This window comes from Rhizobium tibeticum (assembly GCF_900110205.1).
Classification (GTDB): Bacteria; Pseudomonadota; Alphaproteobacteria; order Rhizobiales; family Rhizobiaceae; genus Rhizobium; species Rhizobium tibeticum.
In genome coordinates this window covers 143,298-169,470 of sequence record NZ_FOCV01000014.1, presented here as the reverse complement: position 1 = coordinate 169,470, position 26,173 = coordinate 143,298, and the positions used below count along the sequence as shown (strand labels likewise).

General features: G+C 60.3%; 26 protein-coding genes. 20 read left to right on the top strand and 6 right to left on the bottom strand.

What is annotated here, in order from left to right:
* Complete coding sequence (cobO, locus tag BSG20_RS17365) at positions 1-633, top strand: cob(I)yrinic acid a,c-diamide adenosyltransferase (RefSeq protein WP_072376729.1); 633 nt, start codon at positions 1-3, stop codon at positions 631-633.
* A 90-nt stretch (positions 634-723) separates the two neighbouring features.
* On the opposite strand, the gene BSG20_RS17360 is transcribed toward cobO, so the two are convergent.
* Positions 724-1,509 carry a TSUP family transporter gene (locus BSG20_RS17360; protein ID WP_072376731.1) on the bottom strand — a complete coding sequence of 262 codons (786 nt, stop codon included), beginning with the start codon at positions 1,507-1,509 and terminating at the stop codon, positions 724-726.
* Between the two features lie 103 nt (positions 1,510-1,612).
* Here BSG20_RS17360 and BSG20_RS17355 point away from each other — a divergent pair, with 103 nt between their 5' ends.
* The 13 genes from BSG20_RS17355 to BSG20_RS17295 all read left to right on the top strand — a co-directional run bounded on the left by BSG20_RS17355 (position 1,613) and on the right by BSG20_RS17295 (position 13,778).
* Entirely contained in the window at positions 1,613-2,032 is a 420-nt protein-coding gene (locus BSG20_RS17355; protein ID WP_072376733.1) for a cobalamin biosynthesis protein, read from the top strand.
* 74 nt (positions 2,033-2,106) lie between these two features.
* Positions 2,107-3,057, top strand: coding sequence for a nucleoside hydrolase (locus tag BSG20_RS17350; protein WP_072376735.1), 951 nt, complete (start codon positions 2,107-2,109; stop codon positions 3,055-3,057).
* Positions 3,058-3,192: 135 nt separating this feature from the next.
* A complete protein-coding gene (cobA, locus tag BSG20_RS17345) occupies positions 3,193-4,029 on the top strand; it encodes a uroporphyrinogen-III C-methyltransferase (RefSeq protein WP_177309852.1) in 837 nt (278 codons plus the stop codon).
* Positions 4,026-5,333 (top strand): cobyrinic acid a,c-diamide synthase CobB, encoded by a 1,308-nt coding sequence (locus BSG20_RS17340; RefSeq protein WP_072376739.1) that lies wholly within the window; start codon positions 4,026-4,028, stop codon positions 5,331-5,333. Before cobA ends, BSG20_RS17340 begins: the two co-directional genes overlap by 4 nt.
* The gene (gene cobD, locus BSG20_RS17335) at positions 5,330-6,334 is read left to right on the top strand and encodes a threonine-phosphate decarboxylase CobD (RefSeq protein WP_072376741.1); all 1,005 of its coding nucleotides are present in this window, start codon (positions 5,330-5,332) and stop codon (positions 6,332-6,334) included. Before BSG20_RS17340 ends, cobD begins: the two co-directional genes overlap by 4 nt.
* Positions 6,331-7,311 (top strand): adenosylcobinamide-phosphate synthase CbiB, encoded by a 981-nt coding sequence (gene cbiB / locus BSG20_RS17330; protein WP_072376743.1) that lies wholly within the window; start codon positions 6,331-6,333, stop codon positions 7,309-7,311. The genes cobD and cbiB overlap by 4 nt, the downstream gene beginning before the upstream one ends.
* A 173-nt stretch (positions 7,312-7,484) precedes the next feature.
* The gene (locus tag BSG20_RS17325; RefSeq protein ID WP_007533215.1) at positions 7,485-7,763 is read left to right on the top strand and encodes an acyl carrier protein; all 279 of its coding nucleotides are present in this window, start codon (positions 7,485-7,487) and stop codon (positions 7,761-7,763) included.
* Positions 7,764-7,877: 114 nt separating this feature from the next.
* Positions 7,878-8,360 (top strand): 3-hydroxyacyl-ACP dehydratase FabZ family protein, encoded by a 483-nt coding sequence (locus BSG20_RS17320; RefSeq protein WP_072376745.1) that lies wholly within the window; start codon positions 7,878-7,880, stop codon positions 8,358-8,360.
* Positions 8,357-9,553, top strand: coding sequence for a beta-ketoacyl-ACP synthase (locus BSG20_RS17315; protein WP_072376747.1), 1,197 nt, complete (start codon positions 8,357-8,359; stop codon positions 9,551-9,553). The genes BSG20_RS17320 and BSG20_RS17315 overlap by 4 nt, the downstream gene beginning before the upstream one ends.
* Before the next feature lie 11 nt (positions 9,554-9,564).
* Positions 9,565-10,851, top strand: coding sequence for a beta-ketoacyl-ACP synthase (locus BSG20_RS17310; protein WP_072376749.1), 1,287 nt, complete (start codon positions 9,565-9,567; stop codon positions 10,849-10,851).
* Between the two features lie 54 nt (positions 10,852-10,905).
* A complete protein-coding gene (locus BSG20_RS17305) occupies positions 10,906-11,934 on the top strand; it encodes a zinc-binding dehydrogenase (RefSeq protein ID WP_072376751.1) in 1,029 nt (342 codons plus the stop codon).
* Positions 11,935-11,938: 4 nt separating this feature from the next.
* Positions 11,939-12,871 (top strand): lipid A biosynthesis lauroyl acyltransferase, encoded by a 933-nt coding sequence (locus BSG20_RS17300; RefSeq protein ID WP_072376753.1) that lies wholly within the window; start codon positions 11,939-11,941, stop codon positions 12,869-12,871.
* A gap of 184 nt (positions 12,872-13,055) precedes the next feature.
* Positions 13,056-13,778 (top strand): PAS domain-containing protein, encoded by a 723-nt coding sequence (locus BSG20_RS17295; protein WP_072376755.1) that lies wholly within the window; start codon positions 13,056-13,058, stop codon positions 13,776-13,778.
* Here the strand turns inward: BSG20_RS17295 and BSG20_RS17290 are convergent, their stop codons facing one another.
* From BSG20_RS17290 to BSG20_RS17280, 3 genes are all read right to left on the bottom strand, one after another.
* Positions 13,779-14,132, bottom strand: coding sequence for a VOC family protein (locus BSG20_RS17290; RefSeq protein WP_072376757.1), 354 nt, complete (start codon positions 14,130-14,132; stop codon positions 13,779-13,781).
* A 9-nt stretch (positions 14,133-14,141) separates the two neighbouring features.
* The gene (locus BSG20_RS17285) at positions 14,142-14,540 is read right to left on the bottom strand and encodes a polyketide cyclase (protein WP_072376759.1); all 399 of its coding nucleotides are present in this window, start codon (positions 14,538-14,540) and stop codon (positions 14,142-14,144) included.
* A 69-nt stretch (positions 14,541-14,609) separates the two neighbouring features.
* Positions 14,610-15,398 (bottom strand): DUF6597 domain-containing transcriptional factor, encoded by a 789-nt coding sequence (locus tag BSG20_RS17280; protein ID WP_072376761.1) that lies wholly within the window; start codon positions 15,396-15,398, stop codon positions 14,610-14,612.
* A gap of 125 nt (positions 15,399-15,523) precedes the next feature.
* Here BSG20_RS17280 and gndA point away from each other — a divergent pair, with 125 nt between their 5' ends.
* Positions 15,524-16,975, top strand: coding sequence for an NADP-dependent phosphogluconate dehydrogenase (gene gndA, locus BSG20_RS17275; protein WP_029709870.1), 1,452 nt, complete (start codon positions 15,524-15,526; stop codon positions 16,973-16,975).
* A 73-nt stretch (positions 16,976-17,048) separates the two neighbouring features.
* Here gndA and BSG20_RS17270 read toward each other — a convergent pair whose 3' ends face one another.
* Together BSG20_RS17270 and BSG20_RS17265 are read right to left on the bottom strand one after the other, a co-directional pair.
* Positions 17,049-17,606: a cysteine hydrolase family protein gene (locus BSG20_RS17270; RefSeq protein ID WP_072376763.1), complete on the bottom strand. Its 558-nt coding sequence runs from the start codon at positions 17,604-17,606 to the stop codon at positions 17,049-17,051.
* A gap of 73 nt (positions 17,607-17,679) precedes the next feature.
* Positions 17,680-18,720, bottom strand: coding sequence for a LacI family transcriptional regulator (locus tag BSG20_RS17265; RefSeq protein ID WP_072376765.1), 1,041 nt, complete (start codon positions 18,718-18,720; stop codon positions 17,680-17,682).
* 455 nt (positions 18,721-19,175) lie between these two features.
* Between BSG20_RS17265 and BSG20_RS17260 the strand changes: the two genes are divergently transcribed.
* From BSG20_RS17260 to BSG20_RS17240, 5 genes are all read left to right on the top strand, one after another.
* Positions 19,176-20,411, top strand: a complete 1,236-nt coding sequence (locus BSG20_RS17260; protein ID WP_072376767.1) for an ABC transporter substrate-binding protein — start codon at positions 19,176-19,178, stop codon at positions 20,409-20,411.
* Positions 20,412-20,625: 214 nt separating this feature from the next.
* Positions 20,626-21,531 (top strand): carbohydrate ABC transporter permease, encoded by a 906-nt coding sequence (locus BSG20_RS17255; protein ID WP_072376769.1) that lies wholly within the window; start codon positions 20,626-20,628, stop codon positions 21,529-21,531.
* Positions 21,524-22,462, top strand: coding sequence for a carbohydrate ABC transporter permease (locus BSG20_RS17250; RefSeq protein WP_093041233.1), 939 nt, complete (start codon positions 21,524-21,526; stop codon positions 22,460-22,462). Before BSG20_RS17255 ends, BSG20_RS17250 begins: the two co-directional genes overlap by 8 nt.
* 3 nt (positions 22,463-22,465) lie before the next feature.
* The gene (locus tag BSG20_RS17245; RefSeq protein ID WP_072376771.1) at positions 22,466-23,551 is read left to right on the top strand and encodes an ABC transporter ATP-binding protein; all 1,086 of its coding nucleotides are present in this window, start codon (positions 22,466-22,468) and stop codon (positions 23,549-23,551) included.
* A gap of 123 nt (positions 23,552-23,674) precedes the next feature.
* Entirely contained in the window at positions 23,675-26,140 is a 2,466-nt protein-coding gene (locus tag BSG20_RS17240; RefSeq protein WP_072376773.1) for a beta-mannosidase, read from the top strand.
* Positions 26,141-26,173: the final 33 nt, after the last annotated feature.

Below are 26,173 nucleotides of genomic sequence, written 5' to 3'. Positions count from 1 at the left end.
ATGACTGACGAAACCAGTGAGCCGGCTGGCCACGACGACGCACGCCACGCCGAGAAGATGGCCAAGAAGAAAGCCGCCCGCGACAAGATCATGGCCTCAAAGACCGATGAGAAGGGCCTCATCATCGTCCATACCGGTAAAGGCAAGGGCAAGTCTTCCTCGGCGTTCGGGATGATTTTCCGGCATATCGCGCATGGAAAGCCCTCCGCCGTCGTGCAGTTCATCAAGGGCGCGATGTGGACCGGCGAGCGCGATTTGATCGAAAAGCACTTCTCCGACATCTGCCAGTTCCACACCATGGGCGAGGGCTTCACCTGGGAGACACAGGATCGTGCCCGTGATGTCGCCGCCGCATCCGCGGCCTGGGATAAGGCCAAAGAGCTGATCCGGGACGAGCGCAATTCGATGGTGCTGCTCGACGAGATCAACATCGCGCTTCGCTACGACTACCTCGACATCAACGAGGTGGTGGAGTTTCTGAAGACCGAAAAGCCGTATATGACTCACGTCGTTCTGACCGGGCGCAACGCGAAGGACGAGCTGATCGATATTGCCGATCTCGTCACCGAGATGGAGCTGATCAAGCATCCGTTCCGCTCGGGCATCAAGGGGCAGCCGGGCGTGGAGTTCTGACAGGAACTGCCTCGGGCTGCCGCCGGTCGTCCGTCGGGACGCTGTTGCTCACGCTCTTCTAGGAGCCAACCGACACACCGGGCGCCAGCGTCAAATCTCCAGCCAGACGCGGATCGGATTGGCTGGATCGGCCAGAAGCTTGATCGTGAAGGCGACGCAGACGACGACGAGCAGCGGCTTGATCAGGCGCGCGCCGGTGCGCATCGCAAGCCGCGAGCCGAGCTGCGCCCCGAGGAACTGGCAGACGCCCATCATTAGCCCGATCTTCCAGAGGATCGCACCGAAGGAGACGAAGACGACGAGCGCGCCGATGTTCGAGCCGAAATTCAGGAGCTTGGTATGCGCCGTGGCCTTTAGCATACCGAAGCCGGCCAGCGACACGAAGGAGAGCATGAAGAAGGAGCCGGTGCCCGGACCGAAGACGCCGTCGTAGAATCCGATTGCCGGAACCAGCGTCAGGCCGAAGACAAAGGGCCTCATGCGGCGATGCTTGTCGACGTCGTTCAGGTTTGGCTTCAACGCAAAATAGAGCGCGATCGCCACAAGAAGGACCGGCATGATTGCCCGCAGTACGTCACCAGGCACGATCGTTGCCAAAGCGGCTCCAAGGGAGCCGCCGAAGATTGCCATCAGCGCCATCGGCAGCTGCGTACGCAGATGAACATGTCCGTTGCGGGCATAGGCGATCGTGGCGGAGGCTGCGCCGAACACCGACTGCACCTTGTTGGTGCCAAGTGTTTGCAGCGGTGGAATACCCGCAATCAACATCGCCGGGACCGTGATGAGGCCTCCGCCGCCAGCGATGGAATCGACGAATCCAGCGAAAAAGCCGGCTGCGGCCAGCATGAAGAGCAGATGAGGGGCAAGGTCGGACAAGGGAGGAAACTCTGGAATGCAACAGGCGGCGCACGCATGTTGCATTTCCGGTCCCTTGCTGCAATGGCTTGAGGGACACTAGGGGCCGGTTTCATTGTCGCACGTGACTGGAATTGTATTCGATAGGACGCACCGGTACGTGCTCGGCCTGGGCTGCGAGCGCGGAACGTCGGAGGGCGAGGTAAACGAGCTTGCCCGTACGGCATTGGCGGCAGCGGGCATTGACCGAGCCGAGCTAGCGGCTATCGCCACCATCGACACTCGCATCAATGAAGCCGCGATCGTTGCAGTAACACGTGACCTCGGTGCGCCGCTTTTATTCTTCGCTGCCGCGCGGCTCGAAGAGGAGACGCCGCGGCTGAAAAATCCGTCGGCGATCGTGTTTGCCCGCGTGGGATGTCACGGCGTCGCCGAATCGGCTGCGCTGGCCGTGGTTGGATCGCATGCGGAGCTCATCGTCCCGAAGATCAAGTCGCGCCGTGCCACTGCAGCGATTGCGTGTGCCCTGTTGCAGAAAGATTAGTGGGCGCTATGGTGGCCGCCGATTTCGCGGCGCCGTCCGGCTGCCCTACGCCAATAACGAAAAGAGGCATACTCATGCACAAGGTCATTTATGACACGGATCCGGGCGTCGATGATGCAATGGCCCTGCTCTTCCTGCATCGCCATCCCGAGATCGATCTGATCGGCATCACGACGGTCTTCGGCAACGCGTCGGTCGAGACGACGACGCGCAACGCGCTGTTCTTGAAGCGTGAATGGAACATTCCTGCTCCCGTCGCCAAGGGCGCGAGCGTGACGATCGATCCGGAGCGTCGGGAGGGGGCGTGGCCGACCTTCGTGCATGGCGAGAACGGCCTCGGCAATATCAAGGTGCCTGAAACGATCGATCTGCCGCTCGATCCGCGTCCTGCGCACCGCTTCATCATCGATACGGTTCGCGCCAATCCGGGCGAGGTCAGGCTGGTTGCCGTCGGTCGCATGACCAACCTGGCCATGGCGCTCAAACAGGACCCGGAGATTGCCGGTCTCGTGAAGGACGTTGTTATCATGGGCGGCAACTTCTACGTTCCGGGCAACGTGTCGCCGGTCGCGGAAGCCAACATCCATGGCGATCCGGAAGCGGCCGACATCGTCCTGACCGCGCCCTGGAGGGTCGCCGTCATTGGTCTTGACGTGACCGCGATCACGACGATGAGCCGCAGCTACCTCGCCGACGTTGCGGCCAGGGGCGACAGCGCCGCGAAGCTGCTGAACGATCTTTCGCAGGACTATATCGATTTCTACAAGCACGCCGTCGAAGACGGCATGATGGTTCACGACAGTTGTGCATGTGTCTACGTCGTCGCTCCCGAGCTGTTCTCGACCATCCTTGGTCCGGTTCGCGTCGTTTGCGGCGGTATTGCCGACGGGCAGACGATCGTGAAGCCGGACGGCCGCCACTTCCCGCCGGGCAATTGGGACGGTCTACCGAGCCAGGTTGTCTGCACTGGCATCGACTCCGAAAGGGTGATCAATCTCATACGCGATGCGGTTTTGCGCGCGTGAGAATTTGCGCCCGGTCGGGCGCGGATCTCTGTGCGTCCGTTGGACCGACACAGGGGTTTGAGAGAGCCTACCTTTCACATCTTTCTCTTGCCCAGCGGCGTTGACCTCGACACCTGCGGAGCATAGATCATGCCAATGATCGAAGCTGCGTTTTCACATCTGCCGGCTCTTGAGCCGGGCAGCGTCTGGCTTGTTGGTGCGGGTCCGGGCGAGCCCGGATTGCTGACGCTTCTTGCCGCCAAGGGGCTGGCGGAGGCGGACGTGGTGGTTCACGATGCGCTTGTGAACGCCGATTGCCTGAAGCTCGCGCGGTCGGACGCCTTGCTGGAATATGCCGGAAAGCGAGGTGGAAAGCCGTCCGCCAAGCAGCGCGACATTTCGTTGCGGTTGGTTGAACTTGCCCGTGCCGGAAAGCGCGTCTTGCGTCTCAAGGGCGGCGATCCCTTCGTCTTCGGGCGTGGCGGCGAGGAAGCGTTGACGCTGGTCGAGCACAATGTTCCGTTTCGCATCGTTCCGGGCATCACTGCCGGCATCGGCGGATTGGCCTATGCCGGCATTCCGGTAACGCACAGGGATCTCAACCATGCGGTGACATTCCTCACGGGGCATGACTCCTCAGGCATTGTGCCGGATGCCATCAATTGGGAGGCCATCGGCAAGGCCTCGCCTGTGATCGTCATGTATATGGCGATGAAGCATATCGCCCAGATCAGCAGAAATCTCATTGCAGCGGGGCGGTCCCCGGAAGAACCGGTCGCCTTCGTCTGCAACGCATCGACGGGCGATCAGCAAGTGCTCGAAACGACACTTGGCGAGGCACCTTCGGCGGCCTCGGGGCTCGAGCCGCCGGCGATTGTCGTGGTCGGGGAGGTGGTGCGGCTGAGGCAATCGCTTGATTGGCTGGGTGCTCTTGCGGGACGCAAGTTGCGCTCTGATCCCTTCCGGGACTCGAACAGCAGGGGGACGGCATGAGCGGTTTGTTGATTGCGGCCCCGTCCTCCGGATCGGGCAAGACGACGGTGACGCTGGGGCTTCTGCGGGCGCTTCGAAGGCGCGGTGTTGCGATAGCACCCGGCAAGGCTGGCCCCGACTATATCGATCCGGCCTTTCATGCGGCGGCGAGCGGCGTTGCCTGTCTCAACTTCGATCCATGGGCGATGCGCCCGGAACTGATTGCCGCAAATGCGACGCTGCATCGCTCCGGCGACCGCATTCTCGTCATCGAGGCGATGATGGGGCTCTTCGATGGTGCGACCGACGGGAAGGGGACCGCAGCCGATCTTGCCGCCATGCTTGGTCTTTCCGTGGTTTTCGTCGTCGATGCCTCGCATATGTCGCAGTCGGTAGCGGCACTGGTGACTGGATTTGCTGGCTTCCGGGCCGATGTTCGCATCGCCGGCGTGATTCTCAACAAGGTTGGGGGCGAACGCCATGAGATGATGCTTCGCAAGGCGCTTGACGCGGTCCGTATGCCGATCGTTGCCGTCGTCCGCCGCGACAATGACATCGCCCTTCCCGAAAGGCATCTCGGTCTCGTCCAGGCGGGAGAACATCAGACGCTCGAGAGCTTCATAGAGCATGCAGCCGATGCCGTGTCCGATGAATGCAATTTCGAATTCCTGCTGCGCATCGCGCGCCAAGGGCTCAATCGTCCATCTACTGCCAACATCGCCCGGTTGCCACCGCTCGGTAGCAGGGTCGCCGTGGCGCGCGACGTCGCCTTTGCTTTCTCCTACGAGCACATGCTTCTCGGCTGGCGTCGGCGTGGTGCCGAAATCTCGTTCTTCTCGCCGCTTGCCGATGAGGCGCCGGATCCCGCTGCAGACGCGATCTATCTGCCAGGCGGCTATCCCGAGCTTCATCCCGGGCGGATCGCGTCTGCCAGCAACTTCAGGTCAAAGGTTATCGACGCCGCGGGCAAGGGCGTGCGAATCTATGGGGAGTGCGGCGGATACATGGTTCTCGGCGAAGGGCTGGTTGACGGCGCCGGCGAGCGGCATCAGATGCTCGGTCTCTTGCCCGTAGTCACCAGCTACGAGGAGCGCAAACGGCATCTCGGCTATCGGCGGGTGAAGCCGTTGAACGCTGCCTACTTCGAACAGCCGATGACCGCGCACGAGTTCCACTATTCGGCCGTGGTTTCCGAGGGCGGGGCCGATCGTCTGTTTCAGGTGAGCGATGCGTTGGGCAACGACCTCGGGCAAGCTGGCCTTCAGCGTGGACAGATTGCGGGATCCTACATGCATCTGATCGACCTTGCCGAGGGGGCAAGATGAACGCTGCGATCGTTCATGGAGGCGGCATCACGGCTGCCGCTGCAATCTACGGCGGCGAGGCTGAATACTGGCTTGATCTTTCGACGGGCATCAATCCGTGCCCGGTGCCTGTGCCCGAGATCCCGATGTGCGCCTGGCACCGGCTGCCCGACAGGCATCTGATTGATCAGGCGCGCGCGGCGGCGCAGAGCTATTATCGCAGCGGCGACATTCTCCCGCTGCCGGTTCCCGGCACGCAATCCCTCATCCAGCTATTACCGCGGCTTTTCGACGGGGGCGGCAAGCGGGTTGCGATTCTCGCTCCGACCTACGGCGAATATGAGCGCGCGTTCCTGATGGCAGGCTGTTGCGTTGATCTTATCGCCGATCTGGATGACGTCAGAGCCGATCACGCAGTTGTCGTCGTCGTCAATCCGAACAACCCTGATGGTCGCCTCTATGCTCCCGAGAGGCTCGTCGCACTCAGCGAAGAGATGAAGGCTAGGGGAGCTGTTGTCATTGTGGACGAAGCCTTCGGGGATACATACCCGGAGATGAGCCTGGTCCCTCTTGCCTCGCGAATGCCGAACGTTCTCATCTCCCGTTCTTTCGGCAAGTTCTTCGGGCTGGCAGGGTTGCGCCTGGGGTTTGTCGTGGCCGCTCTGTCGATCGTGGAGCGCATCGAAGGCTTGCTTGGCCCGTGGGCTGTCTCCGGTCCTGCTCTCTCGATCGCAGTAGACCTCCTCCGATCGGACATCGCGCCGATACAGCTTCGGATCACAGAGAGGTCCGGTGCGCTACGCAAGGTTCTCGATCAAGGCGGTCTGCGCATTATTGGCGGAACCGATCTCTTTGCGCTTGTCGACCACAAGCAGGCGGCCCAGTTACATCGGCATCTCTGCCAACATCATATTCTGGTCCGCAAGTTCGACTATCAGCCGCGTTGGTTACGTTTTGGTCTCACCGCCGATGCGGCTGGCGACCAACGGCTTTCGGATGCATTGCAGAGTTATACGTCATGACACTCGACCATAACCTTCTCGTGCTGGTTCTGGCCCTTTTGCTCGACAGGATTGTCGGGGATCCGGATAGGCTATGGATGCGGCTACCGCACCCCGTCGTGCTGTTCGGAAACGCGATCTCCCGCGTCGACCGGATGTTCAATCGAGCCGAGCTCCACAAACGCGATCGCCGGCGCAACGGCGTCTGGTCGATCGCCGGTCTCTTGTTCCTAAGCGGTGTGGCTGGTCTTGTGCTGCATTGGTTTTTCTCGCTGTTCGGTCTTGCCGGAATCCTCCTGGAAGTCATGTGCGTTGCCGTCTTCATGGCGCAGAAGAGCCTCGCCGATCACGTGGAAGCTGTTGCCGCTGGGCTGAAGACCGGAGGCCTCAGCGGTGGCCGACTGGCTGTTTCGCGAATCGTCGGGCGTGATCCGGAAACACTGGACGAGCCCGCCGTCTGCCGTGCCGCGATCGAGAGCCTTGCTGAGAATTTTTCAGATGGCGTGGTTGCTCCAGCTCTATGGTACGCCGTTTTTGGCTTGCCCGGCCTCTTCGCCTACAAGATGCTGAATACGGCGGATTCGATGATCGGCCACAAATCAGAGAGATATGCCGATTTCGGCTGGGCGGCCGCGCGCCTGGACGACTTCGCCAACTGGCCGGCGGCGCGCTTTTCGATTCTCCTGATCGCGGCCGGAGCCTGGCTGCGGCGAGGAAGCACAGCCTGTCGGGAGGCGCTGCGCATTGCCGCGCGCGACGGCGGCCTGCATCGCTCGCCGAATTCCGGGCGACCGGAGGCGGCAATGGCGGGGGCACTGAATGTGCAGCTCGCAGGACCACGCGTTTATTCCGGGGTTGTCGTCATGGAGCCGATGATCAATGGGGGCGGGCGCGATTCGGCAACGGTGGCCGATATCGAAGATGGCGTCTCGGTCTTCTATGCGAGCTGTTCAATCCTTACCGCGGCCGCCTTGGTTCTTTTCCTCGTGCTGCTCTAAGCGCAAAACAGGGGTGTTTTGCCAACGCATTGCGCGACAAGCGGCGCGTTATGCGTTGCTGTTTAAGCAACACTGGTCTTGCAAATTGCGTGCCGAGACGGATGAAAGCATTGGCTTTTTGAAATGGATTTGCCTATGAGGAGGGTTAAATCGTCATTTCAAGAGGTAAAGGCGTGACCGCTACATTCGATAAAGTTGCCGACATCATTGCAGAAACCAGCGAGATCGATCGCGATACGATCAAGCCGGAGAGCCATACGATCGACGACCTCGGTATCGACAGCCTCGATTTCCTCGATATCGTCTTTGCGATCGACAAGGAATTCGGCATCAAGATCCCGCTCGAGAAGTGGACACAGGAAGTCAACGAAGGCAAGGTTTCCACGGAAGAATATTTCGTGCTGAAGAACCTCTGTGCCAAGATCGACGAGCTGCGCGCCGCCAAGGCCTGATCGGCACCGTCATCTTTTTCTCCGCCCTGCCGCTGTTAACCATGGCGGCCGGGCGGTTTCGTTCCTAAGTAGGCCTAGCCGCGGGGCAAGGTGTCCTTGTGGCCGGAGGATCCGATGCTACTGGAATACTTCCAGATGATAGACCGCATCGAGGCGGTCGACCTTCAGAAAGGGACACTCAAGGCGCGCTCCGTCGTGCCGGCGAAAAGCCCCGTCTTCGAAGGTCATTTTCCCGGCATGCCCCTGGTTCCGGGCGTGCTGCTGATCGAAACGATGGCGCAGGCATGCGGCATGCTCGTGCTGGCGGCCACTAATTTTGCGGCCATGCCGTTCCTGATGTCCGTCGACGGCGCCAAGATGCGTACCTTCGTTGAACCGGAGGCGGTACTGGATATCGAGGCATTTCTGGAGCATGACGGCTCGGGATTTGCGGTAACCAAGGCGAAGATCACAAGCGGCGGCAAGAAGGTTTGCGACGCGCAGCTGAAGCTGCGGACCATGCCTTTCAGCGAAGTGCCGCTCGGGGATATCGTCAAGAAACGTGCCGGTGAAGTCGGCCTGATGGATGCGATCGCCGCGCAGGGAGTGAATGGATGAGCAAGGCTCAGAATGATGTCGTGATCACGGGCGTCGGCATTGTAACGTGCCAGGGCGTCGGCAAGGAGCCGCATGTTGCGTTGCTCAACGCCGAGGGCGCGCCTCAAACGATCGTCGAGCTTGAGAAGTTCAAGCCGTATCCGGTCCACCCGCTGCCGGAAATCGATTGGTCGCAGCAGATTGCCAAGCGCGGCGATCAGCGGCAGATGGAAAACTGGCAGCGCATCGGTGTGTTTGCAGCCGGGCTCGCCCTCGATGACGCCGGCTTCAAGGATGATGCGGAGGCCTGCGGCAGCATGGATATGATCGTCGCGGCTGGCGGCGGCGAGCGCGACATCAACGTCGATACGTTGATCGTTGACGAGGGCTTGAAGCGCAACGACCGTGAGGTTCTTCTGAACGAGAAGCTGACGACGGAGCTGCGCCCGACACTCTTTCTGGCGCAGCTGTCCAATCTGCTCGCCGGCAACATTTCCATCGTCCACAAGGTAACGGGCTCTTCGCGGACCTTCATGGGCGAAGAATCTGCCGGCATCTCGGCAGTCGAAACGGCCTTCTATCGTATCAAGTCGGGTGAATCGACGCACGCCCTGGTTGGCGGAGCTTTCTCGGCGGAGCGTCTGGACATGGTGCTCTTGTTCGAAGCCATCAACTCCCACAGCCGCAACGAATGGCAGCCGCTCTGGTCGCGCGACCAAGGCGGTGTCATTTCCGGCTCGCTCGGCGCATTCCTCGTTCTGGAATCGCGCGCCCATGCTGAGGCGCGGGGCGCGCATATCTACGCGTCGATGTCCTCCATCGAAGGCGATCGCGGCAATCGCGACCCCGGCAATCTTGAGAAGCGCCTCGAGCGATTGTTGGAAGCCGCGATCGACGTTCCTCTGGAAAGCACGGCGATCTTCTCCGGCTCGACAGGCATTCCGGACTTGGCGGGGCGCGAAAAGGCCGTTCTCGAACGTCATCTGCCAGGCGCGGCCATCCGCGGTTTCGGTGGCGTTACCGGCCATGGACTTGAGGCGCATTTCACGCTCGGTCTGGCGCTGGCGGCATTGGCCATCGACAGCAAGGCGAGGGTCCCGGTCTTCGACCCGACCCACGAAAAACCGATGGGCGCCGCGACCAAGGCAGCCATCGTTACGACAGTCGGTCATCAGCGCGGCGAAGGCGTCGCGGTTCTTTCCGCCGAAGCGTGAGGAGTGTGCAAATGAAAGATTCGGCTTACAAGGATCACCTGGGCCGCCCGATCGTCGCAGTGACGGGTGTCGGTATCATTACCTCGCTGGGGCAGGGCCTGAAGGACAACTGGTCGGCACTGACGGCCGGTACCTCAGGCATTCATGCGATCAATCGCTTTCCGACGGAGGGGCTTTCGACCCGCATCGCTGGCACCGTCGATTTCATCGACATTCCGGTCGCAAACGCCGTCGAACGCTCCTATGCGTTCGCCCGGGAAACCACGATCGAAGCGCTCGCCGATGCTGGCATCAGCGGTGATTTTGACGGACCGCTGTTCCTGGCTGCGCCGCCGATCGAACCGGAATGGAGTGCTCGTTTCGAACTCGCCGACCGTTCGCCGCCGGCCGATCACGCAGGAGACGCCTATGACCGGTTCCTGGCTGCCATGCGTCAGCGTCCTGATGCTGCTTTCCATGAGGCATCGCTGTTCGGTGCAATTTCCGAACGCCTTGCTGATCGTTTCGGCACGCGCGGCCTGCCGGTAACGCTGTCGACGGCCTGTGCGTCTGGCGCGACGGCAATCCAGCTCGGCATCGAGGCGATCCGCCAGGGCCGCACCTTGCGCGCACTCGCTGTCGCGACCGATGGCTCGGTAAGCGCAGAGGCACTCATCCGCTTTTCGCTGCTTTCGGCTCTCTCCACGCAAAACGATCCGCCGACCAAGGCCTCCAAGCCGTTCAGCAAGGATCGCGACGGCTTCGTCATCGCCGAAGGCGCCGCCACCTTGGTGCTGGAATCGCTCGAAGCGGCCGTCGCGCGCGGCGCGAAGATTCTCGGCATCATGAAGGGCGCCGGCGAAAAGGCCGACTCCTTCCACCGCACCCGTTCCTCTCCGGATGGCGGCCCGGCGATCGCGACGATCCGCGCAGCGCTGGCCGATGCCGGAATGGGTGAGGGCGATATCGGCTACATCAATGCGCATGGCACCTCGACGCCTGAAAACGACAAGATGGAATATGCCTCCATGCTGGCGGTATTCGGTGAGCGGATGGCGTCCATTCCGCTGTCGTCCAACAAGTCGATGATCGGCCACACACTGACGGCCGCAGGTGCGGTGGAAGCGGTATTCTCGTTGCAGACGATGCTGACCGGCACGTTGCCGCCGACGATCAACTACACCAACCCCGATCCATCGATCGTTATCGACGTGGTGCCCAACAAGAAGCGGGAGAGCCAGGTCAGCGCCGTACTGTCCAACTCCTTCGGCTTCGGCGGGCAGAACGCCAGCCTTGTCATGGCGCTCGAACCGGCTTAATCGGTTCCCAACAAAACATCGAGATAGAACGCCCTCGCGGCGAAGGACTTTGCCATGCGCGCTTTGCAACTGATTGACGATCGCAAGCTTGAGATCACCGACCTGCCGGAACCCGCGGCTCCGGGCGCAGGTGAGGTTACACTGCGCGTAAAGGCAGTGGCTCTCAATCACATCGACGTCTGGGGCTGGCGCGGCATGGCGTTTGCGAAGCGCAAGATGCCGCTCGTTATCGGTGCGGAAGCGGCGGGCGTTGTCGAATCGATCGGACCAGGCGTTGCCAATGTCCTGCCTGGCCAGTTGGTCTCGATCTATGGCGCGCGCACATGCGGCCTCTGCCGTCCGTGCCGCGAGGGACGCGACAATCTCTGCGAACATGTTTCCGGCGTTCATGGTTTCCATCTCGATGGTTTCGCGCAGGAGAAGGTGAATCTGCCGGCACGCCTGCTCGTTCCGGCCCCTCCCGGCGTCGACGCCATTGGCGCGGCACTTGCTCCCGTAACCTTTGGAACGGTCGAGCACATGCTGTTTGACAACGCAAAGCTGGAGCCGGGTGAAACCATCCTGGTGCACGCGGGCGGCTCCGGCATCGGCACGGCGGCGATCCAGCTGGCCAAAAAGATTGGCTGCACCGTCATCACGACTGTCGGCTCCGACGACAAGATCGAGAAGGCCAAGGCGCTCGGCGCCGATCACGTCATCAACTACCGCACAGACCGCTTTGAAGGCGTCGTCCGCAAGCTGACCAAGAAGAAGGGCGTCGACGTCGTTTTCGAGCACGTCGGCAAGGATACGTGGGCCGGTTCGATGCTCTCGATGAAGCGCGGGGGCCGTCTTGTCACCTGCGGTTCGACCTCCGGCGTTTCCACCGACATGAACCTTATGATGCTCTTCCAGCAACAGCTGAAGCTGCTCGGCTCCTTTGGTTGCCGCATGGAGAACATGGCGAATGCCATGCAGAAGATGGGGCGCGGACTGGTCCATCCCGTCATCGACACCGAAGTAAGCTTCGCTGACATCGACCGCGCACTGGAGCGGATGGAATCGCGTCAGATCTTCGGCAAAATCATCCTCAAGATGGATTGAGTTCTTGAAGCTCTTCATCACGCGGATCGTCCTTGCGCTCGACCACTTTCGCCAGTGGTTGATTGCGCAGACCATGTTCGGCTTCCTGAACTTCCTGAAGCTGTTTCCGGCCGACGGTGCGATCAACTTTGCGGATTGGCTGACGCGCAAGCTCGGGCCACGCATGAAGCGCCACCGCCTGATGCTCGCCAATCTCCGCAATGCCTTTCCTGAGAAGAGCGAGGCGGAGCTCCAGGAGATTGCGTTGGCGAGTTGGGGGAACATGGGGCGGCTTGCTGCCGAGTATGTATTCCTCGACAGGCTGTTCGATTTCGATCCTGAACGCAATGAACCGGGCAGGGTGGAAGTCTCGGGCATACCGATCTTCCTCGATCTACGCGACAATCCGCGACCGTTTATCGTTTTCACAGGGCATACAGGCAATTTCGAACTGCTGCCGGTGGCCGGCGCGGCGTTCGGTCTCTATGTGTCCGTTCTCTTCCGTCCGCCGAACAATCCGTATGTCGCGCAGAAAGTTTTTGATTTTCGGAGCGCGCGAATGGGTAAGCTGGTGCCGTCTCACGCCGGCTCGTCTTTTGCGTTGGCGCGGCAGTTGGAGGCCGGGCAGGGCGTGGGCGTGCTGGTCGATCAGAAGTTCCGCAAAGGTCTGAACACCAAGTTCTTCGGGCTCGATGTGAAGACCAACCCGTTGCTCGGCAAGCTCGTGCGCCAGTTTAATTGCGAGGTTTATCCGGCGCGCTGCATCCGGCTGCCGGGCAACCGCTATCGGCTGGAAATCGAACCGATGATTGAGACGCCTCGGGATGCCAACGGCAATCTCGACATGGTCGCGACGGCGCAACTCCTCAACGACAAGGTGGAAAGCTGGGTGCGGGAATATCCCGAACAGTGGCTCTGGTATCACGATCGTTGGAAGATAAAGCACGACGTGCTGTAGGCCGGCGTCGATCCCTACATCTTATCATTGAAAAACAGGCGCGTGCGTTCATTGAATATGAACGTGCGTCATGTTACCGATTACCATCAAGGCGAGTGGCTAGGCGTCGGCGGTTTCAACTTCCGTAACGCAAGCTCAGCCGATCTCTCGGTCGCATTCCCTTAGGGAATGCATTGGAGGTGTCTTGCTGGGGCTTTTTCGGGCGTTCTCATTGTGTTGTGCGCAGATCGATGCAGCAATCGCTGCGGGCGACGATGCGCGCGTGAACACGCTCGATTGCTCAATCGAGCCTCTTGTCGATGCTATCCTTGGATACCCAGCCGCAAATATTCTCGAAGTTCATACGCAGCTCGCGTTCGTCGGCTGCCTGATCGACCAGTATGCTGAGGACAGCGAATCTGTCCGCGCCTATGTCGCACTTCTTTCCGAACTCATGGAAAGGTATTTCGGCGGAGCGACACCGCCTTGGCGCATGTCGCCGCCCCTCGAGCGGCTGCCTGTGGCTGCCCCCCTTGCGTTTACGCCGAACGTCGACAATGGCAACTTCCTGAACTCTGCGATCCTGGAGGCGATACCGGACCGCGTCGCGGTGCTGACGCGGGATTATCGCTATCTCTATTCCAACACGGTCAACTCGGCATATCTCGGCAGGAAGCCGATCGATATGATCGGCCGTCACCTGATCGAGTTCATTGGCGAGAAGCGCTTTTACGAGGGCGCGAAGGCGAAGCTCGACGCCTGTTTTGCCGGGTGCGGGAGCGATTACGCTTACGAGCGCCGCGACAGCGACGCCGTGGACACGGTTCGCTGCCGCATGTCGCCACTGCACGATTCCTCGGGGGGCGTGATCGGGGCGCTGATCATTCTCCAGCATGCGGGGGCGACTGCCTCGAGCGTCGCTGCCTGATCAACGCTTCGTCCACACGGCAAGCTCATACCCATTCGGGTCGCTGAAGTGAAACCGGCGACCGCCGGGAAAACCGGTGATCGGGCGAACTATTTTTCCGCCGGCACTTTCCACGCTTGAAAGGGCGGCTTCCAGATCGTGCGCATAAAGGACCACGAGCGGTCCGCCTGGCCTCGGAGTTCCCAGCGTCGTAAAGCCACCTTTTAGTCGTCCGTCATCGAATTCGCAGTACTCGGGGCCGTAGTCGGTAAAAGACCAGCCGAAAGCCTTGCCGTAGAATGCCTTGGAGGCTTCTATATTGCCGACGTTGAATTCGACATAGTCGATGCGTCGGTCGTCCGTTGCTGCCGTCATGATTGTCTCCTATCCTTCCATCAATGCCTTCAATGCCGCGAGATCTTTCGCGATATGGGCGGCATCGGCCTCGAACTGCTCATCCGTCATGCCCGGGATACGCAACAGCGTGAACATGACTTCGCAGCCGTCGCCGTTCGGCACGATCCGGAGTGCGTTGTAGACGCGCAATCCGCTCTCGATCGTCACCGTATGGTCGATGACGCCGAACTCATTGTGCGGGACGAAACTGACCTTCACCGTGCCGAGCGCGCCTGTGGCAATCCAGTCATCGCCGTTGCGCTCCAGCCCTGAGGCCAATCCTGACGCCCAGAGCGGCATATTCTCCGGGGCGGCGGCAAATGCATATACGTCACGCCAATTCCTGTCGATGGAACGGTGAATGATCCTTGCGGGCATCGTAGACATGGCGCTTTCCTGTATTGCTCTAAATGGAGATAGCAGAACAGACCGTTTCGTATTGAAGAAAACGGACATTCAGCCGGCTATCTGTTGCTGAAGCTGCATAGGTGTCAGCGTGGAGATTTCCCGTACGTCGCGGGTCATATGAGCCTGATCGGCATAGCCGGCCGCTACGGCCAACTCCGCGAGCGCAAGGACCTTGCTGCTCCGGCAGAGGCCGAGCATGCCCTGAAACCGGCGAATTCGGGCGAGCGTCTTCGGCCCGTAGCCGAAATGCGTGTGGCAACGTCGGCGAAGCTGGCGCGCGCCGATGGAGAGTTCGTCGAGCAACACATCGGCCACGTTCTCGGACTTCGAAATATCGCTCGCCCGCGCAAATACTGAGCCCATATCGCTTGCCGGTGGCTCGCGTTTGGCGGCTTTCTGCTCGAGCGCCGCCTTCAACTGCAGCAGCCGTTCATGCGGTTCGGCACAGCCGCCCAGCAATTCATTCAATCTCAGCGCCGGAGCGCCCCAGAAATCCTCCAGAGGAATTGACTGGCCGACGATGTCGCAGAGCGGCACCTTGAGCCACTCGGCCGCTGCGCCCGGGGCGAAGCGCGCGCCCACTATTCTCTCGCTACCGGCAAGGAACGGGAAAGCACTGCTGCGATCCGGCCCGGCGACCACAAGCCTGCCTCCCATCCAGACGATGTCGCAATAGCCGTCCGGCACGATCGCGATCCTCTGATTGGCTCCGTCATGGATATCATGTGACCAAAGGCAGCAAAAATGAGCCCCAAGCACAGGCGAGGGCGCATGCTCCCTGTATCGGCCAGCGCGTGTGGCCAAAACGGCATCGTCTTGTGGTGCTGCGCTGGTCATCGGTTCTCTTCCTGTGAGACCAAGAGGGAATATGGCTTAGTTTGCAGTCCCGGCAATACGAGGCCGATTCGAAGCCGAATCGAACTTGCCGTTTGAGCCAGAGAGTGCCACAACACCGGTCCAAAATGACTCATCGGAGGTGTATCGTGGAAAAGGCAGAAATCGGGCTGATCGGCCTTGCCGTTATGGGTTCCAACCTGGCGCTCAACATTGCGGAAAAAGGCAACAAGATTGCCGTCTTCAACCGCACGCCTGAGAAAACGGATGAATTCTACGAAAGCGCCGGCGAACTCAAAAAGCAGATCATTCCCTGCAAGACGATCGAAGAATTCGTCGACGCGATCCGCCCGCCACGCCCGATCATCATCATGATCAAAGCCGGCGAGGCCGTCGATCAGCAGATGGAAGCACTGCGCCCGCATCTCTCCAAGGGCGACATCATGATCGATGCCGGTAATGCGAACTTCCGCGACACTATCGCACGTTTCGACCGTCTGAAGAACACCGACCTGACGTTCATCGGCATGGGCGTGTCGGGTGGCGAGGAAGGGGCACGCCATGGTCCTTCGATCATGGTGGGCGGCACCGAAGACTCCTGGAAGCGCGTCGAGAAGGTTCTCACCTCGATCGCAGCAAAGTACAACGACGACCCTTGCGTTGCCTGGCTCGGCAATGACGGCGCCGGCCATTTCGTCAAGACGATCCACAACGGCATCGAATATGCCGACATGCAGATGATCGCCGAAATCTACGGAATCCTGCGCGACGGCCTCGGCAAGAGCGCCAACGACATCAGCGGCATCTTCGGCGAATGGAACAAGGGCCGCCTGAACTCCTATCTTATCGAAATCTCCGAGAAGGTGCTGGCCGCGACCGATCCGGTTTCCGGCGGTTCGATGGTCGACATGATTCTCGACAAGGCTGGCCAGAAGGGCACAGGCAAGTGGTCGGCGATCGAAGCCCAGAACATGGGCATTCCGGCAACCGCGATCGAGGCCGCCGTCGCCGCTCGCAGCCTGTCGTCGATGAAGACCGAGCGCGAAGCCGCCGAGAAGATCTTCGGCAAGCAGGAATACAAGTTCCCGATCGCCTACGGACCGGAGCTCAACAAGGATTTGGAACTGGCGCTGTTTGCCGCCAAGATAGGTGCCTATGCGCAGGGCTTCGCGGTCATGGCGGAAGCGTCGCGCGAGTTCAACTGGTCGCTGCCAATGCCTGTTATCGCCAAGATCTGGCGTGCCGGCTGCATCATTCGTTCGCAGTTCCTCGATGAGATAACCTCGGCCTTTACTAAGGCTCCGGACGCTGCAAACCTGATCGTGACGCCGGCTTTCTCCGAGATGGTCGAGGAATCTCTGCCTGCCCTGCGCCGCGTTGTTGGTGCCGCACTGCAGGCCGGTCTGCCGGTTCCGGCGCTCACCTCGGCTCTGACCTACTTCGATGCCTATCGCCAGGGCCGCGGCACTGCCAACCTGATCCAGGCGCAGCGCGACTTCTTCGGCGCACACGGCTTCGATCGCCTCGACGGCAAGGACTTCCACCATGGCCCGTGGGGCAGCGGTGCGGCGACGTTCTAAGTATGCTAAAAGGCCAGCCGGGTTTGCCCGGCTGGCCTCGCGTTTCTAGGCTTTATACGCCGGGAATGCCGTGTCAGAAGCGAATATCCGCCATCGGGCGGACCAAGATGCGGGCGCTGCCGGCATCGAAATCGTCGAGCGTTTCGTTGTGATGCGCGACGATATCGGCGAAGTTCAGCGTATCGGAGTCGGCCGTCGTATGGCCATCGCCAACGAGTGTAACATCATAGCCCAGCGACACTGCACGCCTGACTGTCGTGTCGACGCAAAACTGCGTCATGCAGCCGCCAACGATCAGATGCGTGACATTTCGCTCCGCCAATCGGTCGGCAAGATCCGTTTCGAAGAACGAGTCTGAGCTCTTCTTGTGAACAACGGTGTCGCCCTCGGCGGGCGATAGTTCCGACCGGATGGCCCAGCCGGCAGTGCCGACCGCCAGGCGATGACCGGGATCGCCGTCGTGCTGGACGAGCACGACCGGTGCCTTGACGCGATGAGCCTCGGCACGAAGCGACTGCAGCCGTGAAACCGTTTCATTCAGCGCAGCATCGATGATGGGTTGACGCTCGGGAGTGCCTTTTCCCGCAAGGATGGCATTTTGTACGTCGATGATCAGAAGTGCCGTCGTCATTTCCAGTGCGTCTCCGCTGTGATTGCTTGTCTCTCTATACCGCCACCAGATCAGGGGTTGGCGCGCCGATGGTCTAAATGCTCCTCCGCGACCAGACGGGCTGGCTGATGCTTTGCAGCAGCTCCGGCTCGATTCCGTCGATGCGCGCGATGACCGCCTTCGCCATTTCCCGCCCGGCATGGCGGACATCCTCATAGGCGGTGATGATCTCGGGACGGATCCAGTTGAGGATCGGCGCCGATTCCTTGGAAACCATGTCGACGTCGTGGCCAAGTCGCTTGCCGGCGGCCTCGATACCGGCGTTGACGGCGATGGCGGCGCTTCCGGCTGAGCAGACGATGCCGTCAGGCGCATTCTGGGCGCGCATCATCACCTCGACGGCATTGCGGATTTCCTCTAGCGGGTTGTCGATCGTGACGCGTAGCGGCACTTCCTCGGCTCCGTAGTCATGCAGTCCGGTCTGAAATCCGATGCGCGTGTGCGTGTAGTACGTCAACTTGCTTGGAGGCTGGAGCAGCGCAATGCGCTTGCGGCCCCTGCCGACCAGCTTTTCGACGGCCTGATGGGCGAAAGCCTCGTTGTCGAAGTCGTGAAAGGGATGGGTGAGGCCGGCATCCGTGCGTCCGTGCGTGGCAAAGGGCATGCTGTGCTCTGTCAGCAGGCGAACACGTGGATCGTCGGGCTCGATGCGCGAGATGATGACGCCGTCGGCGGACCCTGTTTCCAGGATGTAGCGTACAGGCAGCATCGGATCCTTGCTGTGGGAGTGCGGCGTGACGACGATATGGTAGGGTGTGCCGGTCAACACCTCCGAGATGCCGAATACCATCTGGCTGCTGAAGCCCATGATTTCTTCATCGATGCTCAGCACCAGCGCAATGACGTTGGTCTTGCCGGTTCGCAGGCGCACGCCGGCCCTGTTCGGCTGGTAGCCAAGCTGACGGGCGACCATGCGCACGCGTTCCTTGGTTTCCGCACCGATGTCAGGAGCATCCTTGAGCGCGCGCGATACCGTCGTCACGCCGAGCCCGGTCATGAAGGCAATCGTTTTCAGTGTCGGCCGCTCTCGAGTTGCCTCGGAGACCACTCCTGCAAAATTCGCTTTGTTTTCCATCCCTCTAGGCCGTCCCGCGCGATTTGGTCCCGCTTATAGTGTCTTTTCGGAGCGCTGTAAGCATTGAAGAACGCAAAAGCCGCTCCTCCTCAAGGAGCAAAATCTGTAACGATACAGTAGAAATGTCGAGGACTTTTTATTGAGGGCAGATCGCGGCTACCCGTAATGGTTGAAATCTCGAGTTTTTCCCGAAATTTGTGCATGTGCGAACGCAAGCCCAGCGAAATATTGTCAAACAGTTGACATAAAGGCAGTTATATCAGATATATAGCGAAATTGTGCAAGTGCTCGTTCGGTTGCTCATCTTTGCGGCGACCCATCGAAAAATCAGCGCGTTCCGACAGGCATTGGTAGTAAATGGTGGCCAGGAGGAAAATTTTCTAGGCGGGCTGTTGCGCCGAAATATCGATTGAATTAAGTTTTTCCGGCAACGTTTCAGTGAGGGAGGAGAACTCATGAATTTTCGTTTGATGGCGGCTGCACTTGCCGCTTCCGTCGTGCTGCCGCTCGGTGCGGCGGACGCGACCGATCTTGAAGTCACCCATTGGTGGACATCTGGCGGCGAAGCTGCTGCCGTAGCGGAACTCGCAAAGGCCTTCGATGCGACCGGCAACAAGTGGGTCGACGGCGCAATCGCCGGTTCCGGCGGCACCGCGCGTCCGATCATGATCAGCCGCATCACCGGCGGCGACCCGATGGGCGCGACACAGTTCAACCACGGCCGCCAGGCGGAAGAACTGGTTCAGGCTGGGCTGATGCGCGATCTGACCGATGTCGCCACTGCCGAGCACTGGAAGGACATCATCCGTCCGTCGAGCTTGCTCGATTCTTGCACGATCGACGGCAAGATCTATTGCGCCCCGGTCAACATCCACTCCTGGCAGTGGCTGTGGCTCTCGAATGCAGCCTTCAAGAAGGCCGGCGTCGAAGTGCCGAAGAACTGGGACGAATTCGTCGCTGCTGCTCCGGCGCTTGAGAAGGCCGGCATCGTCCCGCTCGCCGTCGGTGGTCAGCCGTGGCAGGCTGCCGGCGCGTTCGACGTGTTGATGGTTGCCATCGCCGGCAAGGATACCTTCTATAAGGTCTTCAAGGACAAGGACGCTGAAGCGGCTGCCGGTCCGGAGATCGCCAAGGTCTTCAAGGCTGCAGACGACGCTCGCAAGATGTCGAAGGGCAGCAACGTTCAGGACTGGAACCAGGCAACCAACCTCGTCATAACAGGCAAGGCCGGTGGCCAGATCATGGGTGACTGGGCGCAGGGCGAATTCCAGCTGGCCGGTCAAAAAGCCGGTTCCGACTACACCTGCCTTCCGGGCCTCGGCGTGAACGAGATCATCTCCACGGGTGGTGATGCCTTCTACTTCCCGCTGCTCAAGGACGAAGCCAAGTCGAAGGCGCAGGACGTTCTCGCCAAGACGCTTCTCGATCCTAAGACGCAGGTTGCCTTCAACCTGAAGAAGGGCTCGCTGCCGGTGCGCGGCGACGTCGACCTCGCGGCCGCCAACGACTGCATGAAAAAGGGTCTCGATATCCTGGCTAAGGGTAACGTGATCGAAGGTACGGACCAACTTCTGTCGGCTGACAGCCAGAAGCAGAAGGAAGACCTCTTCTCCGAGTTCTTCGCAAATCCGTCGATGACGCCGGAAGCCGCTCAGAAGCGCTTCGCTGAGATCATCGCTTCTGCCGACTGATCGTCGCATTCCGACGCTGTTGCGACCCGGCTCCCGTCAACGGAGCCGGGTTTGCCCGGAACTTCCATCGTGATCCGGGTGGCGGCAGCGCTCGATGCCGGCGCGTGCTGGTGCACGGTGGTCCGGTTTCGGTACGGGAGGGAGAAGAGGAGGCGACCGGCAGGAGGTTCGCCGCTCTGGATCTCACAGGAATTGCGATTCAGGAGGAATTACAATGACGGGTCAAGCGAAAGCAGGCCGGCCAAATCAGTTACTGCGCAATCTGAATTCGAAGATTGCATCCATCCCCATGATCCTCACCGCCCTCGTTATCTTTCTTGGCGGCACGGTCTGGACGGTATTCTATTCATTCACCAACTCGAAGCTCCTTCCGCGGTTGAGCTTTGTCGGTTTCGATCAATACAAGCGCCTTTGGGCTGCTCCGCGCTGGATCGTCTCGATCGAGAACCTTGCCGTCTACGGCATTCTCTCGCTCATTTTCAGCCTTGTCATCGGCTTCGTGCTGGCGGCGCTGATGGACCAGAAGATCCGGTTCGAGAATACGTTCCGCACGATCTTCCTTTACCCCTTTGCCCTGTCCTTCATCGTGACAGGTCTCGTTTGGCAGTGGGTTCTCAATCCGGAGTTTGGCATCCAGTCGGTGGTGCGTTCGCTCGGCTGGACGAGCTTTACCTTCGATCCGCTCTATACGCCGAGCATCGTCATTTACGGTGTTCTGATTGCAGCACTCTGGCAGGGAACCGGGCTCGTCATGTGCCTGATGCTCGCCGGTCTGCGCGGCATCGACGAGGATATCTGGAAGGCCTCGCGCGTCGACGGTATCCCGATGTGGAAGACCTATCTTTTCATTGTCATTCCGATGATGCGGCCGGTGTTCATTACCACGCTCGTCATCATCGCCAGCGGCATTGTCAAGGTCTACGACCTCGTGGTGGCGCAAACCAGCGGCGGTCCCGGCATTTCGTCGGAAGTGCCCGCCAAGTACGTCTACGACTACATGTTCCAGGCGCAGAACCTGGGTCAAGGCTTCGCGGCATCGACCATGATGCTTGTGACCGTCGCAATTATCATCGTTCCCTGGGCTTATCTGGAATTCGGGGGAGGGCGTAAACGTGCCTGACACCATTGCTCTCAAGAACACGGATACCGGTATCGTGACGGACAAGACACTTTCCGGACCGCGTGGTCCGAAGCCGAAGCGGGTGATTTCTCCGCGCAATATCATGCTCTACGGCACCCTTTTCGTCGCTGCGGCCTATTACCTGCTGCCGCTCTACGTGATGATCGTCACGTCGCTGAAAGGGATGCCCGAGATCCGTCTTGGCAACATCTTCTCACCGCCGGTCGAAATCACCTTCGAGCCTTGGGTCAAAGCATGGGCGACAGCCTGCACCGGCCTCAACTGCGACGGTCTTTCGCGTGGCTTCTGGAACTCGGTGCGGATCACAGTTCCTTCCGTGGTCTTCTCAATCGCAATCGCTTCGGTGAATGGCTACGCGCTTGCCAACTGGCGCTTCAAGGGATCGGAGCTGTTCTTCTCCATCCTCGTGATCGGTGCATTCATTCCCTACCAGGTCATGATCTATCCGATCGTCATCGTACTGCGTGAACTGGGGATCTACGGCACGCTGACCGGCCTGATTATCGTCCACAGCATCTTCGGCATGCCGATTCTGACACTGCTCTTCCGCAACTATTTCGCATCGTTGCCGCAGGAGCTGTTCAAGGCGGCGCGCATCGACGGCGCGGGCTTCTGGCAGATCTTCCTGAAGATCATGGTGCCCATGTCGCTGCCGATCTTCGTCGTCGCAATGATCCTGCAGGTCACCGGCATCTGGAACGACTTCCTCTTCGGCGTCGTCTTCACCCGGCCGGAATATTATCCGATGACCGTCCAGCTCAACAACATCGTCAATTCTGTCCAGGGCGTGAAGGAATACAACGTCAACATGGCCGCAACGATCCTCACGGGTCTGGTGCCGCTGGTTGTGTATTTCGTGTCAGGGCGACTTTTCGTCCGCGGCATTGCCGCTGGCGCAGTGAAAGGCTGATCCATGAATTCGAGCGTTTCCATCAAAGATCTGTCGTTGAACTTCGGCGCGGTCAGCGTTCTCAAGGATCTCAATCTCGAGATCAATGACGGCGAATTCCTCGTGCTGCTCGGATCGTCCGGTTGCGGCAAGTCGACCTTGCTGAACTGCATTGCCGGTCTGCTGGACGCGTCCGACGGTCAGATCTTCATCAAGGGCAAGAACGTCACTTGGGAGGAACCCAAGGATCGTGGCATCGGCATGGTGTTTCAGTCCTACGCGCTCTATCCGCAGATGACGGTCGAGAAGAACCTGTCCTTTGGCCTGCGGGTGGCCAAGATCCCGCAGCCCGAGATCGACAAGCGCGTGGCACGCGCTTCGGAAATCCTGCAGATCCAGCCGCTTCTGAAGCGCAAGCCGGCCGAGCTTTCGGGCGGTCAGCGTCAGCGCGTGGCGATCGGTCGTGCGCTGGTGCGCGACGTCGACGTGTTTCTCTTCGATGAGCCGCTTTCCAACCTCGATGCCAAGCTTAGGTCGGAACTGCGCGTCGAGATCAAGCGCCTGCACCAGTCGCTGAAGAATACGATGATCTACGTTACCCACGACCAGATCGAGGCGCTGACGCTCGCCGATCGTATCGCGATCATGAAGAGCGGCATCATCCAGCAGCTCGCCGATCCGACGACGATCTACAACAGGCCGCGCAATCTCTTCGTTGCCGGCTTCATCGGTTCGCCGTCGATGAATTTCCTGCGCGGTGAGATCACCAAGCAGGGCGAGCAGACGTTCTTTAGTGCCAATGGCGTGAACTTCTCTGTCGCAGACTATGACACGCCCGAAGTGCTGCAGGCCGGCCGCAAGGTCATCCTCGGCGTTCGTCCCGAGCATGTGAAGGTCAACGAGAATCTCGGCGCCGAGGTTCATGATGCGACCGTCGACATCGAGGAACCCATGGGCGCCGACAACCTGCTCTGGTTGAAGCACGCCGGCCACACGATGTCGGTGCGCATCAACGGCGCACGCCGCTTCAACCCGGGCTCTGCCGTCAAGCTCGGCTTTGATATGTCGCTGGCGTCGATCTTCGATGCCGAGACCGAGCTTCGCCTCTAGAAACCGAAATGTGGGCGGAGCAACCGGTTCCGCCCATTCGTCCAATCGGCCATCCGGCCACCAAGTTCGGCTGCGGCCTGCGGGTGCGGGCATTCCCAAGCGCGGCCCGATCGGGATAATGCTATGACCTCCTTGCCGACAAATGGGTTTAACCTCGACCTATCCGGATCGTGGACGCTCACCTCAGCCGATGGCGACGTCACGACATCCATCACGCTGCCGGGCGATGTGCACACGGCACTGCATGCCGCCGAGTTTATTCCCGATCCATATTTCGGCCGCAACGAGGAGGTCGTTCAGTGGGTGGCGCACCGCGACTGGGTGCTTGAGGGTAGCTTCACACTGTCGGAGCCGAACGGCGACTGGTTTCTCGATATCGACTATCTCGATACCGTGGCTGCCGTCTTCATCAACGGCTCGCCAGTGCTGCTCGCAGATAACACCTTTCGGCGCTATCGACCTGACGTCGGCAGCCAGTTGAAGGCCGGCGACAACGTTATTCGCGTCGTCCTGCATTCAGGCATTGCGGCCGGTGCCGACCGACAGGCCAGGCAGCCTTTCTACATTCCCTATTCGACGGGCAATTCGCCGATCCCCAACGGTAACATGCTGCGCAAGCCGCAGTGCCATTTCGGCTGGGACTGGAACATCGCGATTGCCCCGCTAGGGCTTTACGGCACGATCAGGCTGCGCAAGCTCGAGACGGCTCGCATCGAGCACGTCACGACGCGGCAGGTTCACAATCTCGACGGTTCCGTGGATCTGCAGGTCAGCGCGACGTTGTTTGCCAAGAACCCCGGGATCGTACCGGTACATTTCTCGCTTGATGGCGAGCGCGTTCGCCTCGACGTCGGCGTCGGTATCGGCGAAACGGTGGTCAATCATGTCTTCGAGATCGACAAGCCGCGGATCTGGTGGCCTGCCGGCAGCGGCGAGCAGGCGCTTTATTCACTGACGGTCGATCTCCCAACGGATGCGGTGATCAAGCAGATCGGCCTTCGCACGGTCGAACTCATCACGACGCCCGATGCTGCTGGCAGCCGCTTTGCGCTGAAGGTCAATGGCCGCGAGATTTTCTGCCGCGGCGCCAACTGGATCCCGGCCGATGCGCTGTTCTCGCTGTCGAGCGCTGAGAAGACCGAGGATCTCTTACGGTCGGCCAAGGCCGCCAACATGAACATGATCCGCGTCTGGGGCGGCGGGTTTTACGAGCACGACCATTTCTACGATCTCTGCGATCGACTCGGCCTCCTGGTGTGGCAGGACTTCATGTTCGCCTGCAACCTTTATCCCTCGACCGAGGACTTCCTCGATAACGTCACGCTCGAAGTCGATTATCAGATCCGTCGGCTGTCCTCGCATCCGTCGATCGCACTCTGGTGCGGCGACAACGAGCTGGTTGGCGCACTGACCTGGTTCGAGGAATCGAGAAAAGACCGCGACCGCTATCTTGTTTCCTACGATCGCCTCAACCGGACGATCGAGCAGGCGATGAAGAAGGCGGCACCCGATGCCATCTGGTGGCCGTCGAGCCCGGCGTCGGGCTATCTCGATTTCGGCGATGCCTGGCATGCCGACGGTTCCGGCGATATGCACTATTGGTCGGTCTGGCACGAGAACAAGTCCTTCGACAATTACCGCACCGTGCGCCCGCGCTTCTGCTCGGAATTCGGCTTCCAGTCCTATACGTCGCTGCCCGTCATCAAGACGTATGCCGACGCGAAGGACATGAACATCGCTTCGCCTGTGATGGAGCTGCACCAGAAGAATGCCGGCGGCAACGAGCGCATAGCAGGCACGATGTTCCGCTACTTCCGCTTCCCGAAGGATTTTCCGAATTTCGTCTATCTCTCACAGATCCAGCAGGGTCTGGCGATCAAGACGGCGGTGGAATACTGGCGGTCGCTGAAGCCGCATTGCATGGGCACGATCTACTGGCAGTTGAACGACACATGGCCCGTCGCCTCTTGGTCGAGCCTCGACTACGGCGGGCGTTGGAAGGCGATGCACTATCTGGTGAAGCGCTTCTTCCAGCCGGTCGCGGTCGCGGCAATCCCGTCCGAGGATGGCAAGCAGATCCGCTTCTCGCTGGTCAACGATACGCTCGGCGAAGTCAGCGTCGATCTGTCGATCTCGATCCTCGACATGAAGGGCGAGCGCAAGCACCTGAAGGACCTCCAGGCCGTCTGCACGCCGGACGGCGCGGTTACCGCCGCATCCATCGATGTGGCAGATCTGCCTGCGGGCACGCTGCTTGCGTGGCGCTTCACGGCGTCGAACGGCATGGGCGGCGAGGGGCACTATGTCCATTGCACCTATAAGGCGCTGGAACTCGAGCCTGCCGGCCTGATGGTCACGCACGAATATGTCGAGGAGGCCGGCTCCGTCTGCCTCAACGTCACCGCCAAGGGACTTGCGCTCTTCGTGATGATCGAGACCGACACCGAGGGCAAGTATTCCGACAACGCCTTCGACCTGGCGGCGGGCGAGACGCGCCGCATCACCTTCGCCCCGGACAGGCCGCTCGAGGGCGGCCAACTGCCGGAATTCCGTTTCTACGACCTGCAATCTTGTCAGTCCGTGGATTAACCCTGACTGAAATGCAATGGGCACGAGGCCCGA

Coding starts and splice junctions, on each gene's coding strand:
- BSG20_RS17315 (WP_072376747.1), top strand. CDS start 8,357: ATGAGCAAGGCTCAGAATGATGTCGTGATCACGGGCGTCGGCATTGTA.
- cobO (WP_072376729.1), top strand. CDS start 1: ATGACTGACGAAACCAGTGAGCCGGCTGGCCACGACGACGCACGCCAC.
- BSG20_RS17270 (WP_072376763.1), bottom strand. CDS start 17,606: ATGACGACGGCACTTCTGATCATCGACGTACAAAATGCCATCCTTGCG.
- BSG20_RS17265 (WP_072376765.1), bottom strand. CDS start 18,720: ATGGAAAACAAAGCGAATTTTGCAGGAGTGGTCTCCGAGGCAACTCGA.
- BSG20_RS17285 (WP_072376759.1), bottom strand. CDS start 14,540: ATGTCTACGATGCCCGCAAGGATCATTCACCGTTCCATCGACAGGAAT.
- BSG20_RS17280 (WP_072376761.1), bottom strand. CDS start 15,398: ATGACCAGCGCAGCACCACAAGACGATGCCGTTTTGGCCACACGCGCT.
- BSG20_RS17350 (WP_072376735.1), top strand. CDS start 2,107: ATGCACAAGGTCATTTATGACACGGATCCGGGCGTCGATGATGCAATG.
- cobD (WP_072376741.1), top strand. CDS start 5,330: ATGAACGCTGCGATCGTTCATGGAGGCGGCATCACGGCTGCCGCTGCA.
- BSG20_RS17255 (WP_072376769.1), top strand. CDS start 20,626: ATGACGGGTCAAGCGAAAGCAGGCCGGCCAAATCAGTTACTGCGCAAT.
- BSG20_RS17340 (WP_072376739.1), top strand. CDS start 4,026: ATGAGCGGTTTGTTGATTGCGGCCCCGTCCTCCGGATCGGGCAAGACG.
- cbiB (WP_072376743.1), top strand. CDS start 6,331: ATGACACTCGACCATAACCTTCTCGTGCTGGTTCTGGCCCTTTTGCTC.
- BSG20_RS17290 (WP_072376757.1), bottom strand. CDS start 14,132: ATGACGGCAGCAACGGACGACCGACGCATCGACTATGTCGAATTCAAC.
- BSG20_RS17240 (WP_072376773.1), top strand. CDS start 23,675: ATGACCTCCTTGCCGACAAATGGGTTTAACCTCGACCTATCCGGATCG.
- BSG20_RS17260 (WP_072376767.1), top strand. CDS start 19,176: ATGAATTTTCGTTTGATGGCGGCTGCACTTGCCGCTTCCGTCGTGCTG.
- gndA (WP_029709870.1), top strand. CDS start 15,524: ATGACTCATCGGAGGTGTATCGTGGAAAAGGCAGAAATCGGGCTGATC.
- BSG20_RS17245 (WP_072376771.1), top strand. CDS start 22,466: ATGAATTCGAGCGTTTCCATCAAAGATCTGTCGTTGAACTTCGGCGCG.
- BSG20_RS17305 (WP_072376751.1), top strand. CDS start 10,906: ATGCGCGCTTTGCAACTGATTGACGATCGCAAGCTTGAGATCACCGAC.
- BSG20_RS17310 (WP_072376749.1), top strand. CDS start 9,565: ATGAAAGATTCGGCTTACAAGGATCACCTGGGCCGCCCGATCGTCGCA.
- BSG20_RS17320 (WP_072376745.1), top strand. CDS start 7,878: ATGCTACTGGAATACTTCCAGATGATAGACCGCATCGAGGCGGTCGAC.
- cobA (WP_177309852.1), top strand. CDS start 3,193: ATGATCGAAGCTGCGTTTTCACATCTGCCGGCTCTTGAGCCGGGCAGC.